The sequence below is a fragment of the Alistipes onderdonkii genome, from assembly GCF_025145285.1.
GTDB lineage: Bacteria > Bacteroidota > Bacteroidia > Bacteroidales > Rikenellaceae > Alistipes > Alistipes onderdonkii.
On sequence record NZ_CP102251.1, the window covers coordinates 2,120,352 to 2,137,015 of the forward strand.

The 16,664-nt window shown below is 53.5% G+C and carries 11 protein-coding genes; 7 read left to right on the forward strand and 4 right to left on the reverse strand.

Annotated features, from left to right (window positions below):
- Nucleotides 1-219: 219 nt before the first annotated feature.
- Nucleotides 220-1,116 carry an extracellular catalytic domain type 1 short-chain-length polyhydroxyalkanoate depolymerase gene (locus NQ559_RS08655; protein WP_018696132.1) on the reverse strand — a complete coding sequence of 299 codons (897 nt, stop codon included), beginning with the start codon at nt 1,114-1,116 and terminating at the stop codon, nt 220-222.
- Between the two features lie 20 nt (nt 1,117-1,136).
- Nucleotides 1,137-2,066 (reverse strand): glycosyltransferase family 2 protein, encoded by a 930-nt coding sequence (locus tag NQ559_RS08660; protein ID WP_018696131.1) that lies wholly within the window; start codon nt 2,064-2,066, stop codon nt 1,137-1,139.
- A gap of 66 nt (nt 2,067-2,132) precedes the next feature.
- Between NQ559_RS08660 and NQ559_RS08665 the strand changes: the two genes are divergently transcribed.
- Nucleotides 2,133-3,014 (forward strand): hypothetical protein, encoded by an 882-nt coding sequence (locus tag NQ559_RS08665; RefSeq protein WP_018696130.1) that lies wholly within the window; start codon nt 2,133-2,135, stop codon nt 3,012-3,014.
- A gap of 49 nt (nt 3,015-3,063) precedes the next feature.
- On the opposite strand, the gene NQ559_RS08670 is transcribed toward NQ559_RS08665, so the two are convergent.
- Nucleotides 3,064-5,544 carry a glutaminase family protein gene (locus NQ559_RS08670; RefSeq protein WP_033395230.1) on the reverse strand — a complete coding sequence of 827 codons (2,481 nt, stop codon included), beginning with the start codon at nt 5,542-5,544 and terminating at the stop codon, nt 3,064-3,066.
- A 61-nt stretch (nt 5,545-5,605) separates the two neighbouring features.
- The gene (locus tag NQ559_RS08675) at nt 5,606-6,703 is read right to left on the reverse strand and encodes a GntR family transcriptional regulator (RefSeq protein ID WP_018696127.1); all 1,098 of its coding nucleotides are present in this window, start codon (nt 6,701-6,703) and stop codon (nt 5,606-5,608) included.
- A gap of 463 nt (nt 6,704-7,166) precedes the next feature.
- On the opposite strand from NQ559_RS08675, the gene NQ559_RS08680 reads away from it, so the two are divergent.
- The 6 genes from NQ559_RS08680 to NQ559_RS08705 are packed head-to-tail and all read left to right on the forward strand — an operon-like array spanning nt 7,167 to nt 16,658.
- Nucleotides 7,167-10,313 carry a SusC/RagA family TonB-linked outer membrane protein gene (locus tag NQ559_RS08680; protein ID WP_083923851.1) on the forward strand — a complete coding sequence of 1,049 codons (3,147 nt, stop codon included), beginning with the start codon at nt 7,167-7,169 and terminating at the stop codon, nt 10,311-10,313.
- Between the two features lie 12 nt (nt 10,314-10,325).
- Nucleotides 10,326-12,155 (forward strand): RagB/SusD family nutrient uptake outer membrane protein, encoded by a 1,830-nt coding sequence (locus NQ559_RS08685; protein ID WP_026318410.1) that lies wholly within the window; start codon nt 10,326-10,328, stop codon nt 12,153-12,155.
- A 19-nt stretch (nt 12,156-12,174) separates the two neighbouring features.
- On the forward strand, nt 12,175-12,843 hold the full coding sequence (locus tag NQ559_RS08690; protein ID WP_083923850.1) for a DUF3823 domain-containing protein: 669 nt from the start codon (nt 12,175-12,177) through the stop codon (nt 12,841-12,843).
- A gap of 57 nt (nt 12,844-12,900) precedes the next feature.
- Nucleotides 12,901-13,878, forward strand: coding sequence for an ROK family protein (locus NQ559_RS08695; protein ID WP_018696123.1), 978 nt, complete (start codon nt 12,901-12,903; stop codon nt 13,876-13,878).
- 14 nt (nt 13,879-13,892) lie between these two features.
- The gene (locus NQ559_RS08700; protein ID WP_018696122.1) at nt 13,893-15,017 is read left to right on the forward strand and encodes an MFS transporter; all 1,125 of its coding nucleotides are present in this window, start codon (nt 13,893-13,895) and stop codon (nt 15,015-15,017) included.
- A gap of 24 nt (nt 15,018-15,041) precedes the next feature.
- Nucleotides 15,042-16,658: a glycoside hydrolase family 172 protein gene (locus NQ559_RS08705; protein ID WP_154654032.1), complete on the forward strand. Its 1,617-nt coding sequence runs from the start codon at nt 15,042-15,044 to the stop codon at nt 16,656-16,658.
- Nucleotides 16,659-16,664: the final 6 nt, after the last annotated feature.

Consider the following 16,664-nt stretch of genomic DNA (forward strand, 5'->3'; position numbering starts at 1 on the left):
TGAGGGGGGGGAGAGGTAAACCGGCACCCGGCTTTACGCATGGACGTAAAGCCGGGTGTTTTTTTAGCGGGTTTCCCACCCGGGAGTGCATGCGACCCGGGTTCCGTCGTCGTAGGTGTGTTCTTCCAGCGAATTTTCCCGGGATTGGATACATATGTAGACCATCTCCTCCTGCGAGGTGTTGCACAAGCCCCTTACCCCTGCCGGCTGCCGTCCCGTCTATTTCACGAACTTGCTGAAAAATTTCCAGAGCTCCTCGCCCGTGTCGATGTCCTGTTCGCCCCACGAATGTTTCCCGCCGACGATCTCGTAGAGCCAGACTTCGCTGCCGCCCGTGCCGCCCGTGAAGCGGTGGGTGATGACCTTGCGGCCGTTTTCCGGCGTGCGCCCGGGAATAGTGTCCGTCTGCATGCCGGTGCATTTGTTCTTGGCTGCCCAGTAATGTACGGCCATCGGCACGGCGACGTAGGCGCCCCAGCCGCCTTTATTGTCGAGGTCGCCCTCCCACGCCGACGTGCGGTCGGCCGTGCCGTGTATTTCGAACAGGGGCACGGGGTGCGTGGAATCGTCGGCCTTGTAAAGCCATTCGAGCATCAGCCCCGATACGGGTGCCACAGCCGCGAACAGGCGGGGGCGCTGCGCCGCGAGCTGGTAACACATTTCCCCGCCGTTCGACATGCCCGTGCAGAATACGTTGCGGCGGCTCAGCCCGTGTCGTTTTTGCAGGTGGCGCACCAGCTGTGCGATGAACTTCACGTCGTCGACGGCCATGTCCGCCTGGAACGGGTAGCCTGCGTTCCAGCATGTCTTGCCCCGGCCGTCCTTCGCGCCCTGCGGGTAGCAGACGGCAAAGCCGTGGCGGTCGGCCGCGGCGTTCAGCCCGAAGCGGCCCGGGTCGTTGTTACCGCCGTAACCGTGCAGGACGACCACCAGCGGGGCGCCTTGGGGCAGCCCCTGGGGCAGGTGGAGCTTGTAGCTGCGTTCGATACCGCCCGAGCGCATCGTGTAGGAAGGGGTGTCCGGATTTGCGGATTGGGGCCGGGCGACGGATGCTGCCAGCAGGAGGAGTGCCGTAAAAAGACCCTTTACGACGGAGGGGTTCGAAAGGTATTTCATGCTGTCGGAATTTTCGGGGCTCAGAGCCCTTTCCGGGCGATGCGCCAGGCCAGGCTGTTGTAAAGCCCGATCAGCGGCCCCCGCCAGCTGCGGGGCAGGGCGTTGAGGATGCGTACCTTGTGCAGCGTGCGGCGGTAAGTCTTCGTGTAGCCGAAGAACCGGATAGCCCTCGCCGCATCCTTCGTGCCCCCCTTTGCACTGATGATGAGCGCTTTTCCCAGGGCTGCGCGGGCCACAAACTCGTTGTATCCGTCTGCCGCCGCCGGGTCGTAAAGCTCCTCGAACGAGTAGCGCGTCCGCTCGGGCGTGTAGATGGCTGACGACCGGTTCGAGGCCACCTTCGAATAGTTTGCCAGCGGCTTGGGCGAAAAGCAGACCTTGTAGCGCCGGGCGATCTTGATCCACATGTAGAGATCCTCGCCGATCTTCATTCCCTCGGGGAATCCGCCCACTGTTTCGAATACCGCGCGCGGGACGACGCTGGCCGACGGGATCGAGATATAACGGTGCGCCGAGTCGCGGAAGAAGTCGGCGACCACGCCGCGCTCCGTGGGGGTGGGGGCGGGGAACCGCCCGTCATGGCTGACGATGTTGAAGGCTGTCGAATAAATCCCGCAGCCCGGGAATTCGGCCGCCATCGAAGCGATCTCCTCCAGGAATCCCGGTTCCCACGTGTCGTCGGCGTCGAGCAGGGCGATCAGGTCGCCCGTCGACTCGGCGATGGCGCGGTTGCGTGCCGCGCAGACCCCGGCGTTCGCTTGCGTGACGAGCTTCACGAGCGGCGATGCGATGGCACGCACGGCGCCGGCACTCCCGTCCGTCGATCCGTCGTCCACGACGACGATCTCCGTGGGCTGCAAAGTCTGTGCGAGCACCGAGCGTAGGGTGTCGCCGATTTCGCGTTGCTTGTTGTAGAGGGGTATGATGACCGAGATGGTTGCCGATGCCATTTGTTACGGTTTGGTTTCTTGCGAAGATACCGATCTTTTGCTACATTTGCAAATAAAACCCTGTTCATGACCGCATCCGAGAAGCTCATCGCATTCATCCGCAATACGTTCGACACGGCGCTTTACTTCGCCGTGATGGCCGTCAAGGAGAATTTCCGCAACTATATCCGCCGTGCGGGCCCGACGGGCGACCCGTCGCGCGGGATGGTCATTCTGGGCAACGGCCCTTCGTTGTCGGACGACCTGCCGCGATTGATCGCGCGCCGCGAATACGAGGCGAAGGATTTCATGGCGGTCAACTTTTTTGCCGAGGACGACCGCTTCGAGGTGGTCAGACCGGGTTATTACGTCCTTTCCGACCCGATGTTCTTCCGCGACAGCGAATGCCGCGACCGCGTGGCCGCGCTCTACCGCACACTCGATAGCAAGGTCACGTGGCCGATGACGCTCTACGTACAGTTCTATAATCCCGAAAAGTTCGACTACCGCGCCGCGCTGCCCAACCCCCGTATCCGCATCGTTCGCTTCCATACGCAGGTCTACCGCGGTTTTGGCAGCGTCGGCTTCTGGCTTTTCCGCCACGGCCTGGGCAGCGCCAATTTCGGCACGGTCGTGCAGGTGGGCGAATACGTCGCCCTGTTACTGGGTTACCGGCGGATCGAGCTCTACGGGGTGGATCATACGTTGCTCGACGGGCTCTGCGTCGACGATGCGAACCGCCTGTGCCGTGCCGACCGCCACTATTACGATACCCTTCCCCCGGCTCCGCAGCCCATCTACATGAAGGTGCCGCACGTGCCCTATACGATGTCGGTATACCTGGCCGAGGTCGCCGAACTCTTCCGCGGGCATGAAGTACTGCGCGACTATGCCGCGTCGCTCGGTGCGCGGATCGTCAACCGCACCCGCGGCTCGATGATCGACGCCTACGAGCGCGGGGCGGAGTAACCCCGCCCCGGCTCTATTTGAATGGTTTCATCCAGATTTCAATACGGAGCTATTGCCCGTATTGTGTTTCCAATAACTTAATCCAGTAGCCTCCGACGACCGAACGAGCGCGGAATCCGCGGTGTTGCGGTTTTTCTGTATAAACCCAATCTGACATTGGGATGCGGTCGGTGGTTTCGTTTGCGAACTTCCATATTGGCGAAATGAGCGCACGGAATGCTTCCTGGTCATCGGCCAGTGTCGCTGTCCATACGATCCAGTCGGTCTTGGTGTAGCTTTCGCGATTGTCCAGCGGAAGGCCGTAACGGTTTTGTTTTGTAAGATAATAGGCGATTTCCTTCTTGCGGACGCTTTCTGGGAAAACTTCCCATTTGAAAAGTTTGTCCCAGACAAGGTTGTATTTCTGGCTCCAGGTGCCCGGTTTGTCGAAAGTGAGGCGGTAGTGGTCGCCATCGTCAGCCATTTCCATCCAGTAACCGGCTAATTCCCTGGCTTTGTCCGTATACTTCCGGGCAGTTTGTGTGTCTCCCAGCATGTGTGCCAGATAACCGTAGGAGGCGATTCCCAGAATGGCTTTGACGGAAAGATTGGCATTGTGTGCGAAATGTCCTGCGAAATCGTCGGTGCAGAGCTGGTTCTCTGGATCCAGTCCTTTCGCTACGAGATAGTTTGTCCAGGTAGTCAGGACGTCCCAATGTTTCTTTGCATAGGCCGCATTTCCTTCGGTATGGGCGATGGCGGCCGTAAGGATGAGCATATTGCCGGCTTCTTCGACAGGCATGTCCCCTACATAGGTTTGTCCGTTGGCCAGTGGATAGGTGCCGATGTCGTGTGACGGGAACGGTTTTGTCCATCGTCCGCTTTCGCTGTAATAGAAAATGTGGTTGAGAAGCCCTTTTGCCAGTTCGGGATTGTAGTAAAGGAAGAGCGGTGCCGACGGATAAGTGATGTCCACAGTGCCGATAGACCCGTTGCTGAAGTTCTCTTTCGAGAGCAGTAGCAGGTCGCCGTTTGGTGCTTCGACGAGTTTATGTGCGGAAATAGCTTGGCGGTATGCCGTAGCGCACAATTCGGCATATTCTCGCCCGCCTGCTTTTATGGCTTCTTCCATCAATCTGCGGTCGAATTCGTCACAGCGGATTTTTAATTCCGGATAGGCTTTCCCTGCTGCCGCAAATGCATCCGTGATCGTAAGGTTTCCTGTGCGATTCCAATATGGACGTAGATTCTCTCCGAAGTACTGGATGGAGTACAGATCGTCGTATCCGACCATTATATATCCCGAAGCTGCTTTTGTGCGTCCCAGGTCACGTGTCAGTCCTAATTTTTGGGTCGTATGCGTGCGCGTTGCGGCCGATGACTCCATATTGCCGGCGAGGAACGCCTTGCGTATCTGTGCTGCTTCGCCTATGCGGTATGCCGTCCGGATGTTGTCTGCGGCGAGGTAGAAATAACCCCAATCGATGGTCACGTGGTCGCCTTTGCGACCCAGTATATGTTGCGATACCGAACCTGTTTTCAGAAAACACAGGTCTTGCCGCACGAACCCCTCGCTGGAAGATTCTGCAGGCTCATGCAGGGCCCATTCGGGCGACGCTTCGAAATAAAGAGCCACGTCATGGGCAGTGCCATCGTTCGATACGACTTCGTAGGTAATGTAATTGACCGGGCGCGACAAAAGATCGAGGTCATCTGTGAGCAAGGGTGCCGTGAATGTCACTTTAAGATCGATACTGCCGCAGCTGAAGGTATAATGAGTTTGTGTGGCTTGTACGTCGACAGATTTTTGCATGGCTGTTTCCGGGAAACAGGCCTTTTCGTCCCGTTCGGTGGCCAATCCGAAATCCAACAGTGCATTCCCGCCCCTGTCGAGGCAATATCCAGCTATGACATTGCGTCCTGGGTGTAGGGTAGCCGCTGCTGTGTCCGGTAATTTTATTTTATTTCGCAAATGGCAATCCGGGGTGTTGACAACTTCGATGCCATTGACGTAGATTACTGCATCGTCATCGTTGGAATATTGCAGGTAGACTGTGTGTTCGGCTATGTCTTCGGGGAGATCTACCGTACGCCGCACCCAGATTTCGCCGCCGCCCCATTCGGTCTGTACCGAAGAAGCGCTTGCGTGGGTGCCGAAGGAAGCCTTGCCCCGGAGCCAGCTGCTGTCATTGAAATCCGATTCCATCCATTTCCCGCTCGGTTGCGTCTTGGTGTAAGCTCCCTCCCATGCCCCCTGTTCGGCTGTCGGGACAAGGATGCTGAAGGCGGGCTCTTCCTGTCCCATGAATCGGTATGGCTGCCCGTCGACTTTTACGACTCCGATCAGTGGGAATTTATCGCCTGTCCAATGGCGGGTTACGTCGTCATAGAGGTTATCCGTGAAAGACCATCCGCTTGTGTATGGGTCGATCGTGATCAAAGGGTAAGCCGATGGGCGGAGCGTGTTGGGAATGCATTCCGATTTTGTCTTGCAACTCCATAGCCCGGCTATGAGGCAAGAACAGACGAGGATTTTTTGAAAGCGAATCATGAGGTTGTAGGTTGTACGGTTGTTCCTTGAGATACCTGTTTGTAGCTGATTATAGTGGGTATTACTCGATTTCTGCGAACCGGCTGGAATCTCTCGGGCATATTTCCCCCTGTAGATTGATGGTCAGTGCCGGTGCGTCGGGCGTTTTCATGCGGCGGAGCATCAGCTCAATGGCGACATCCGTTATTTGTTCGCAAGGCTGGCGGTAGGAGGTCAGTGTATATTTCAGATGCTTGGCATATTTCATGTCATCGAATGCGCAAAGAAGGGCGTCTGACATTATTTTAATGCCACGGGCACCGAGGGATGACATCAGCACGGCAGCGGTTGCATCGTTTGCACATACAATGCCTGTATGTCCGGGACGGATGTCTAATTCACGGACGAAATCCATGTCTTCCGGATTGCCGCAGCATACATTTTCGGAACCGAAATGGAATCCCTGTTTTTGTGCAGCAGCCGAAACTCCGAATTGCCGTATACGCACCGATCCCGCCGAATCCGGCCGGAAGCAGAACAGCAGGTGGTCGCACCCGGCAGAAATCAGATGTTCAGCCATGGTGTAAGCTGCATTGAGGTTGTCGAGGCTGACGAGGTCGAATTCGCTTCTGTCCGGGAACTCTACAATATCCCGGTCGATCAGCACGAGCGGAATGCCAGCTTCGCGGATCCTGCGGCAAATCTCATTATTAAGTTCGTTGCCTTGCGGAATGCGTTCCAGCGGTGCGAAAAAGATCCCGTCGACTTTCTGTTCGATATATTCTTCGCAACTTTTCTCCGTCAGGTCGCGCCTGATTTCCGCATTGCCCGAAGTCGCCCCATTCCAGATGCACTCGAAATCCCCTTTTTGCGACCGTTCCATGAATCGGTCGCTGATCGTTGCGAAAATCTCCGACTCGCCTGGCCCCGGCAATAACAGTCCGAATGTTGTTTTATGGTTTATCCCTTGGTAGATCACCGTAGTCCCGATACCCTGTTTTTTCAAGACATATCCCTCCTTTTGGAGGGTGTTATATACTTTGGCGATCGTTGGTCGTGACACATTGTAGCGTGCCGCAAGTTCAGTTTCAGTCGGCAGAAGGGTGCCTGCCGGCATGTTGTTGCGGATGTCATGGCGGACTGCTTCGAGAATGTTCTTGAAATTTGCTTTTGGTTCCATTCAGATTGTTTTAAAAACTTTACAAAGGTAGTAAAAAAAATGTAAATGAAAAGTTTTGTGATACTTGGGAAGTGGTAAAATGTAATATATATGTAAATAATGTTGATGCGTGTTCCTTGTGTCGCTGTGTTGATGGGATTAGCACTGCGATGATTGATAATGCCATATATGGGCTGTTGTGTGTTAATTACAGGTGTGTTCATAAGGGTGTTTCATATTATTGTAAATTTATTGTTGATGTAATTGTAAAAATAAAACAATCATTTTTATTAGAAATTATTTGCATATATAAATTTAATAATTTACATTTGCCTTAGCAAACTGAAAAAACATATGCCCGAATCAGGAACGATATGTTATCTTGTCGTTTGTGCGGGAAAAACCGAACCTTATATGATACTTTCCGGCAGAGCCGGATTGAATACCAGAACTCCTTTTATTAACCCAACCTAAAACTTCACTTATGAAAAGAACATTTATCTTATTTCTGTTCTTGTTTGGAGGAGGTATACCCGGGACGGTATTTGTCCGGGTATCCGCATCTCCATCCGAATCCTCTGCGTATGAAGTGCAAAATCCTGCGCAGAAAGTTTCGGGGCATGTGTTGACACCGGATGGCCTTCCTGCTGTCGGAGCCAGTATTGTCGTTCGGGGGACGACGCGCGGTACTTTGACGGATTCAGAGGGGAACTTTTCCATTGATGCAGCTCCCCGAGACGTGTTGCAGATCTCTTTCCTGGGATATGAAATGCAGGAATTGGTTGTAGGGGCAAAGACGGATTTTACGATCGAACTTGTCGAGAATAAGACGCTCATCGAAGACGTTGTTATCACCGGATATGGCAATCCGATAAAGAAACAATCGCTGACGGGGGCTATTTCATCGATCGGAGCTTCGAAGCTTGGGCAGAGTGCTGCGACGCATGCGACGACTGCCCTGGCCGGGAAAATTGCCGGGGTGAATTTCAGGCAGACGGACGGGCGTCCCGGACGGGGTACTACGATCGGTATCCGCGGACTGGGAACCCCGTTGTACATTATCGACGGTTTGCATTCTAATGAAGGCGCCTTCAATAATTTGGATTTCAACGATATCGAGTCGATATCCATACTCAAGGACGCTTCAGCTGCCATTTATGGACTCGAGGCCGGAAACGGAGTCGTGGTCGTACAAACCAAGTCTGGAAAGAATGCTACCGATACGCATACCGTATCGTTCAACGGCTATTACGGCAGCAAATCGTGGTTCCGGTTCCCCAAGCCGGCCGATGCCGAAACATTCGTGCGGGCGCATATCCAGTCGGATGTGATCCAGGGACGCACCCCGACCTATACCCTCGAAGACCTGGAGGGATACCGCAACGGTACCAAGCGCAGTTACAACTGGTACGACATGGTGGTGAATAAGCATGCTCCGCAGAATTACGCCGGGGTCAATGTTTCCGGCAAATCGGGGAAGGTGAATTATTATATCGCCCTGAGCCGGACATACGATGAGAATACGATTCATAATTACGGGGAGTTCGAGCGTTACAATGCACAGTTCAATGTCGATATCCAGCTGACTAAGAAATTAAAGGTGGGTGCTCGCTTCAACGGGCGTATTGAGCAGGATAAGCATCCCGGCGTACCGGGGGGCGACGATGTGTGGCAGGCCATTTTTGCCATCTACCGTAATATTCCGACCAAAGGGCCGTATGCGAATGACAATCCCATGTATCCGCAGATCACGTCGAATGTCATGTCATCGAACTTCGCCATTCTCAATTATGATATTTCGGGGTATTATTCGGACAAAGTCCGTGTCGGGCAACTGGCTCTCAACGCCGAGTACGAACTTGTCGACGGGTTGAAACTGACCGGTATGTTGGGGTATTATCTTGGAGATCGCTTCTATAACAATCAGGAGTACCTGTATAAACTCTACTCCTACGATCCGGCGACGAACACTTATCCCGTGGCTTATGAGTTGACGAATCCCTTCCGTGAACGTATCGTCAATATGGAAGAGCAGGTAACAGGACAGGCACAGCTTATCTACGGAAAAACCTTTGGAAAACATACCGTCGGTGGCGTGTTGGTCGGTGAATTTTTCCGGACGGAAAATCCCGGGTTCCTTACATGGTCGCGCCCGGCAGCTAATTCAATTACCTATATAGATTATAATTCGTTGGAAAAATACGACGACTACCGGAAACGGGAAACGGCACGAGTGGGCTTTGCCACGCGGCTCAATTATAACTATGACAATAGGTATCTGTTCGAATTCGCAGGACGTTACGACGGTTCGTGGCGGTTTAAACCGGGCAATCGCTGGGGCTTTTTTCCTTCGGGTTCGTTCGGATGGCACGTTTCCGAGGAGCATTTCTGGAAAAATGCCGGTTTTTCGAAAGTTTTCAGTAACCTCAAATTCCGTGTGTCATACGGCATGGTCGGCCAGGATGACCTGATCGGGCCGTTTGAATACTTGTCCGGCTACAATTACGGTTCGGGCGGTGCTGTTCTCGACGGAGCCAATATCGTCGGTGCGGCCCCGCGCGGATTACCGGTAACCAATATTTCCTGGCTGAAGATCAAGCTCTTCAACGTCGGTGTCGACTTCGGGTTCTTCGACAATCGGCTGAGCGGATCGATCGACTATTTCCAGCGTAAAGCCGACGGTCTGAAAGCGAGCCGCTACGATGTCCTTATTCCCAATGAGGCTGGATTCAGCCTGCCGGAAGAGAATCTCAACTCCGACATGTTCAAAGGTTTCGACGGACAGATTACATGGCACGACAAAGTGCGGGACTTCAATTATTCTATCGGCGCTACCTTTACCTATTCGCGAAAATACGACTGGCATCAATATTTGCCCCGTTTCGGAAACTCCTGGCACGAATACCGCAGTTCGCTCAACGAGCGTTTCGCAAATATTACCTGGGGTTACCTTTCCGATGGGCAGTTCCGTTCGTGGGAAGAGATCGCCGGTTATCCGGTAGACATAGACGGGCAGGGTAATACCACACTGCGCCCGGGCGATATAAAGTACAAAGACCTCAATGGGGACGGCGTAATAAACAATCAGGACGAGCGTCCGATCGGGTATGCCCGCGGGTCGATGCCCAACCTCAATTTCGGATTGAATTTCACAGCTGATTGGAAAGGTATCGACATCGCAATGGATTTTACGGGCGGTGCGTTCGGAACCTATAACATCAATTACGAGCTGAGCCGCCCGTTTTGGGATGGCGGTAACTCCGGGTCGTATATTCTCGGGGATCAATGGCGCTTGTCCGATATCTCGGATCCCGCAAGTCGGCTTATTCCGGGTAAGTATCCTACGGCACTTGAAGGAAACACCAACCACAGCAACTATTGGACGAGTGATTTTTGGTATACGAATGTGGCTTATTTGAAACTCAAAAATTTCGAGCTGGGGTATACTTTTCCCCGAAAATGGTTCCGCAAAGTGGGGATCACTAAGCTCAGAGCCTATTTGTTCGGACAGAATCTTTTCTCGATCGATAACCTCAATGATCTGGATATCGATCCCGAAATTACGAGTGAAGCCGGTTTGAACTATCCGACTAACCGCATGTACGGGGCCGGCATTAAATTAACCTTCTAAACTTGCATTGCTATGAAAAGTATCCATAAATATTTGTCAGTAGCCCTGTCCGTCGTGTTGCTTGTGGGATGTAACGGGTTTCTGGATCGCGAAGCCGAGGGGATTATTCCCAATGACGACGTGTTCAAAGACGATAAAATGACCCTTGCGGCGTTGGCGAACCTGTACGGGCGCGTCAATTGGGGGCCGTCCGTCGATGACGATATGGCCCATATCTATGGGGATGAGGCTTGTTGGTCGAATGGTGCGCCGCAGCAGTGGAACGGGTTCGGCGACGACCATTTCCGGGTCTACGACTATGGCCTGATACGTAACATCAACCAGTTCCTGCAGGGATTGCGTACGACAGCCACCCAAATGGAGGTTGCCGAACGGAATAACCTGGAGGGGGAAGTGCGTTTTCTGCGAGCCTGGACCTATTTCAATATGTGCCGTTGCCTGGGTGGTATGCCGATTGTCGGCGATGAAGTGTTCTCCTATTCATCGGGTATGGATGTCACGGCGTTGCAATATGCCCGTTCGACGGAGGCGGAGCTTTACGATTATATCATCTCCGAATGCGAAGACATTGCCCGGAATTACCTGAAGCCCGAACATACAAAGAATGCCGCACGTGCCTCGAAGTGGACGGCGCTGGCGTTGAAAGCACGTGCCGCCCTCTATGCTGCCTCCATTGCCAAGTATAATGCCTTGAAAACGCCGCAGATAAAAACAGATGGCGGCGAGGTCGGCATTCCGGCTGATAAGGCTTCGTATTATTACGACATAGCCTACAAAACGGCCAAGGAGATTATCGCCGAAGGCGGGTATGATTTGTATCGGAACAATACCGATAAACAGGCCAACTTCTATGAAGCCCTGACTTCGAAGACGAATAATCCCGAGGTGATCTGGACGCTCGATCATTATTATCCGGGTAATACGACGGCGTTTTCCTACCATAATATCCCGACGTCGGTAGCCGAAGATGAAGAGTCGGCACATCTCACGCCGATCCTGAATTTGGTCGAGGATTACGAATATGTCGATGACCGGGACGGAACCCTTCGTACATCGGATGCGGACGGATATATATTTTACGACCGTGCACAAGATCTTTTCAAGAACAAGGATGCGCGCTTGTGGGGAACGGTAATCTATCCGGGGGCGGAATTCAAGGAGCAGGAGATCGTTTTTCAGGCCGGGCGGATTGCTTTAAGAAACGGCGTCTGGGAAAAGGAAATCGGCGTGTCGGGAAGTAAGGACGATGAGGGTAACCTTATCACCAGTATTAATGGCCCATTGCTCAATAACGACAATCACCGGAACAAATCGGGGTTCGGGATCCGCAAGTTCCTCGACACGAAAAAACAATCTTCGACACGCCAGGGAGGCGATATGTGGTTCGTGCGTTTTCGCTATGCCGAAATATTGCTCATTGCTGCGGAAGCGGGTCTCGAATTACCCGAAGTTTCACGGTCTGAAATACTCGGTTATGTCAATGATCTTCGCGACCGTGCCGGTATTGGCAAGCTCGACCGGTTGACATTCGAGGATATCGTGCATGAACGTCGGGTGGAGCTCGCCTTCGAGAACCATCGATTCTGGGATCTGAAACGCTGGCGAATGGCCCATGAAATCTGGGATGGACAGGCTGATAATCCCCGTGCCGTACATTATGCGTTGTTCCCGTATAAGGTGAACATGCCCGGCGATGCGCGGGACGGCAAATGGGTCTATGAGAAGATCAAATGTGAGATGACCCGTTATCCGCTTTATTTCCAGTTGAAGAATTATTATAATTTCATAGACCAGGGATGGATGAATAACAATCCGAAACTGGTAAAGAATCCCTATCAGTAATTTTAAAGGAAGAATAGTTATGAAAAAAATAATGAAGGCAACCGTATTGCTGGCAGGTGCATGGCTGATGCAAGGCTGCGGGTTGGATAATTACGATGAACCGGAAGCGCAATTTTCCGGACGGGTCACTTATCAGGGGGAACCGCTCCAGTTGCGGCACGGATCCATCAAATTCGACCTGGAGCAGGATAGTTATGAACTGGGTGATAAAATTGAGGTTGCAATTGCGCAGGAAGGTACCTTTGCCGCCCGGATTTTTCCAGGAGAGTACCGGTTCGTACCGCGTCCGGGCAATGGCCCTTGGACCGATGATTGTCAACCCGTGGAATTTACGATTAAGGGTGGTAAGCAGCTCGATTTTGAAGTGGTGCCGTATTACCTGCTCCGGAATTCGAATATCACGCTTTCGGGCAATACGCTCAACGGAGTTTGTTCCGTGAAAAGCATTGCCGGGGGCAAGGCAATTGAGGCGATGACGCTCTTTGTCGGTAAAACCCGTTTCGTAGATGACCGTGGCGGCCGTTCAGTAGTAACTTCCAATTTCGAACAGCCGGCCGAGGGGGTGAACAACATTTCTGTGAATATCAAGGAGATCGTTGACAAGTACCCCGTCCTTTATGCCCGTATCGGACTGAAGATACATGGTGTCGATGAACGTATCTATACAGAAATTGTAAAGATTAAATAGAACATGCCGGAGGCAGGTTTTTGCATACTGCCTCCGGCCTCAATATTTTGATTAATTATGAAACTCATTGGATTTGATATCGGCGGGACAAAATGTGCGACTATCCTGGGCGAAACGGATGCCTCGGGGCAGGTAAACATTGTCGAGAAGATTGTCTTCCCGACAAAAAAGGGCCCGGAAGCCTCCCTTACTGCGATTTATAGCAGTACGGAAGAACTTTTGCACAAAAATGGCTTGCAGCTGTCGCAGATTGCAGGTATAGGTATCAGCTGCGGGGGGCCGCTCGACAGCCGCAACGGCATTATACTTTCACCGCCGAACCTGCCGGGATGGGACAACGTGCCGATTGTCGAAATGACCGAAAAACGTCTGGGAATCAAAGCTTTTGTCCAGAACGACGCGAACGCGTGTGCCATGGCTGAGTGGAAATATGGCGCAGGAAAAGGCTATGATAACGTAGTATTTTTTACCTTTGGTACGGGAATGGGTGCCGGGCTCATCCTCGACGGACGCCTTTATTCGGGTACGTGCGATCTTGCCGGCGAGGTGGGACACCTGCGCCTGTCCGGGCATGGGCCTGTGGGGTTCGGTAAGGAGGGTTCCTTCGAAGGCTGGTGCAGTGGCGGCGGTATTGCGCAGGTGGGGCAGACGATGGCTCGCCAACGTATCCAGATGGGGGCCAAGACCGCATATTGCGGCAGCCTCGACGAGCTGCCCGCCGTGACGGCCAAATCGATCGCCGAGGCTGCCTATGCCGGCGATGAAACCGCACGGGAGGTTTACCGGACGGTGGCCAGCTATCTGGGGCGCGGACTTGCGCTGATTATCGACGTACTGAACCCCGAGGTAATCATTCTGGGCAGTATTTTCGGCCGGTCTCGTGATCTGATCGAGCCTTATATGCTGGAGGTGGTACACCGGGAGGCGATCGGCTTTTCCGCTGCGAAGTGCCGGATTGTGCCGGCCGGACTGGGTGAACATATCGGCGATATGGCGGCTTTGGTATTGGCCGTCGAAGCCTCGAAAAAACCATAAAACTACGACCTAAAATGATTCAGTTAATTGCTATTTTGTGTCTGGCGGTCTACGGAGCGCTTATTTCTCTGCTCGTAGGACTCAAGCACGATATCGCCGAACGCCTGCGGGTGGACGATTCGAAGGCGGGTATTCTCTTTTCGGGCTTCATGTTCGCAGGAGCAGTGGGTGTCATTGTGCTTTCGGCCTCCATAGACCTTCTGGGACATGCTCTGGTCGCCCGCTTCGGGTTTGGGTTTACTGCTGCGGCTCTGTTGCTGCTGGCATTTTGCCGCCGATACGGACAATATCTATCGGTTTACGTCTTGCTGAGTGTGGGGGCCATGTGTATCATCTCGGTTGGCAATACGTTGTTGCCGCTGGTGTTGTTCGGTGGTGGCAACGCCGCTGCTGCGACCAACCTCGGGAACGGATTTTACGGGGTAGGGGCTTTCTTTGTTTCGTTTTTCCTTACCGGCTCGTTGCAGCGTTTCGGTTACAGGGCGACCGTGCTTTTTTTTGCGGGGCTACTGCTGGGGGCTGCTGTATTGGCGAGTCTGGCCGAATATCCCGTCATCGATTCGCATTTCAACTTCGGGGATCTTCCGGCAGTCCTCACCAGTTCGTTTTTTCTCATAGCCTTGGTTACCAACTTTTTCGGGGCTGGCGTCGAAAACGGAGTAAGTGCCTGGGCCAATACCTATATGTCCCGGCTGGGCGCTGCGGATAAACTGGCAAACCGGGTATTATCCCTTTTCTTCATAGCCGTTATGGTCTCGCGTCTGGTGACCGCGACATTCGTCACTCCGGCTAATACCCCGATGGTGTTGTTGATACTGGCTCTTATCGCCATCGTGACATTGGTGGTTATGACCCTTTTGAAGAATCGTATTGTGGCTGCAGTAGGGGTTGTCGTGCTCGGACTTGCAATGGGTTCGGTCTGCCCCAATATTTTCGGCTATATGTTTTCCCGGGTTGATCCCGCATTTCATGGAACGGCCTTCGGGATAACCTTTGCGACCGGATTGTTGGGGGCGAGCGTCTTGCCTTACCTGATCGGCGCCGTGTCGAAGCGAACCTCCTTGCGCCGCGGTTATCTGGTGAACCTCGCGGGTGCCGTCCTGTTCGGATTGTGTGCCGTTATTATGTTGATGATGTAATCATGCTTTAAACCTGAAACGAAAATGATAAAAAGAAACTTCCGTATCACAGTTGTTTTCCTGTTTGGCCTGTGCCTTGGGGGCTGCAACGCTCTGCAAAAATATTCTTCGGCCGATTCCGAAGGCTGGGTCACTCTCTCCTCCCTGATGGATGAAATGGGCGATCCCCAGGCCGATGCGTGTTTCCCGGAGCCTTATTATGAGGCTCGTCAACTGACGAGTTACGATCGCCGGTCACTGCTTCCGGGAACCCCGTGGTGGCATGCCAATGACGACTGGGCCGGATTCGAACGCTATGAAGCCAACGACGGCCGGGTTGAACGCGTGCTTTTCGACGAGCAGGGTCCCGGAGCCATTACACGTATCATTACGACCGGTGGGGCCGGTACGGCTAACCTGCGGTTCTATTTCGACGGGGAGCAGCATCCCAGTATTGTAATCCCAAGTTTCGATATTTCCAAATTCCCCGTGGAAATTCCCTCGGGAATGATCTATATGCACGAGCATTATCCCCGCTTCCAGGGAGCATCCTTCTATTACCCGATCCCCTATGCCAGGCGGTGTAAAATCACGGTCGACGATCTGAACCGCGGCTATGTCTACCATGTCAATTACCGGACTTATGCTCCGGGGACGAAAGTGCGGACATTTACGGTGGAAGAGGCTCGCAAACTCCGGGCGAAAGCAGCCGAAGCCGGCCGGAGGCTGGAGAATCCGGTCAGCTGCGCGGAAAACGGCATCCAGACCGAGGGAACGTTACCTGCGGGTGGAAAATTGGGATTAGACCTTCCCGCAGGCGAAAATGCCGTGCGTACGCTCATGGTCGATATCGGCGGATTTACCCCCGGGACTTACGGGCAGCTTATGCGCGGTATCATCGTGCGGATGGATTTCGACGACACGCAGACCGTCCGGGTTCCGTTGTCCGATCTCTCCGGCGCCGGAATGGGGGCTCCGCGGGTCGATAATTATTATATGGCTGCCGATGGCCAGGGGCGGGTAATCCTCCGTTTCGTGATGCCTTATCGCAGCTCTGCACGCGTCGAACTCGAGAATATCACCTCCTATGATGCAAAAGCGACGCTGTCCGCCAATGTATCCCCGTGGAAGTGGTACGACAATACGCTCTATTTCCATGCTTCGTGGCGGCAGGAAAACGGCCTGGAAACCAACAAAGGGCTCGACTACGACATGGCCTCGTTGTCCGGGCGGGGGGTATTCAAAGGCGATGTGCTTTCGCTTTATAACTGGTGCCCGCGCTGGTACGGCGAAGGCGATGAACATATCTGGGTCGATGGCGAATCGTTCCCCTCGCATTTCGGATGCGGGACGGAGGATTATTACAATACCACCTATGCCCCGATCCATGTGTACCATTTTCCGTTCGGCGGGGCACCCCGTGAGGATGACGAGGCTTCGCGCGGCTATAACACGTTCGTCCGTGTCCGCGGGCTGGATGCGATACCGTTCGATAAGAGTCTGAAATTCGAGTTCGAACTCATCAGCTGGGACGGAGGCAAAGTCGATTACTCGTCAACGGTATTCTGGTATGGGGATCTGACTTCTGCGGCACTCACGGCTTCGGCGGATGAAGCTGCGCTTTATTCGCTTCCGGAACCGATTTACACAAATAATAAATAATGATGG

What these genes read in the sequence shown, in the direction of transcription:
- NQ559_RS08700 (WP_018696122.1), top strand. Translation starts at nt 13,893, where the DNA reads ATGATTCAGTTAATTGCTATTTTGTGTCTGGCGGTCTACGGAGCGCTT.
- NQ559_RS08680 (WP_083923851.1), top strand. Translation starts at nt 7,167, where the DNA reads ATGAAAAGAACATTTATCTTATTTCTGTTCTTGTTTGGAGGAGGTATA.
- NQ559_RS08655 (WP_018696132.1), bottom strand. Translation starts at nt 1,116, where the DNA reads ATGAAATACCTTTCGAACCCCTCCGTCGTAAAGGGTCTTTTTACGGCA.
- NQ559_RS08660 (WP_018696131.1), bottom strand. Translation starts at nt 2,066, where the DNA reads ATGGCATCGGCAACCATCTCGGTCATCATACCCCTCTACAACAAGCAA.
- NQ559_RS08690 (WP_083923850.1), top strand. Translation starts at nt 12,175, where the DNA reads ATGAAAAAAATAATGAAGGCAACCGTATTGCTGGCAGGTGCATGGCTG.
- NQ559_RS08705 (WP_154654032.1), top strand. Translation starts at nt 15,042, where the DNA reads ATGATAAAAAGAAACTTCCGTATCACAGTTGTTTTCCTGTTTGGCCTG.
- NQ559_RS08685 (WP_026318410.1), top strand. Translation starts at nt 10,326, where the DNA reads ATGAAAAGTATCCATAAATATTTGTCAGTAGCCCTGTCCGTCGTGTTG.
- NQ559_RS08695 (WP_018696123.1), top strand. Translation starts at nt 12,901, where the DNA reads ATGAAACTCATTGGATTTGATATCGGCGGGACAAAATGTGCGACTATC.
- NQ559_RS08675 (WP_018696127.1), bottom strand. Translation starts at nt 6,703, where the DNA reads ATGGAACCAAAAGCAAATTTCAAGAACATTCTCGAAGCAGTCCGCCAT.
- NQ559_RS08665 (WP_018696130.1), top strand. Translation starts at nt 2,133, where the DNA reads ATGACCGCATCCGAGAAGCTCATCGCATTCATCCGCAATACGTTCGAC.
- NQ559_RS08670 (WP_033395230.1), bottom strand. Translation starts at nt 5,544, where the DNA reads ATGATTCGCTTTCAAAAAATCCTCGTCTGTTCTTGCCTCATAGCCGGG.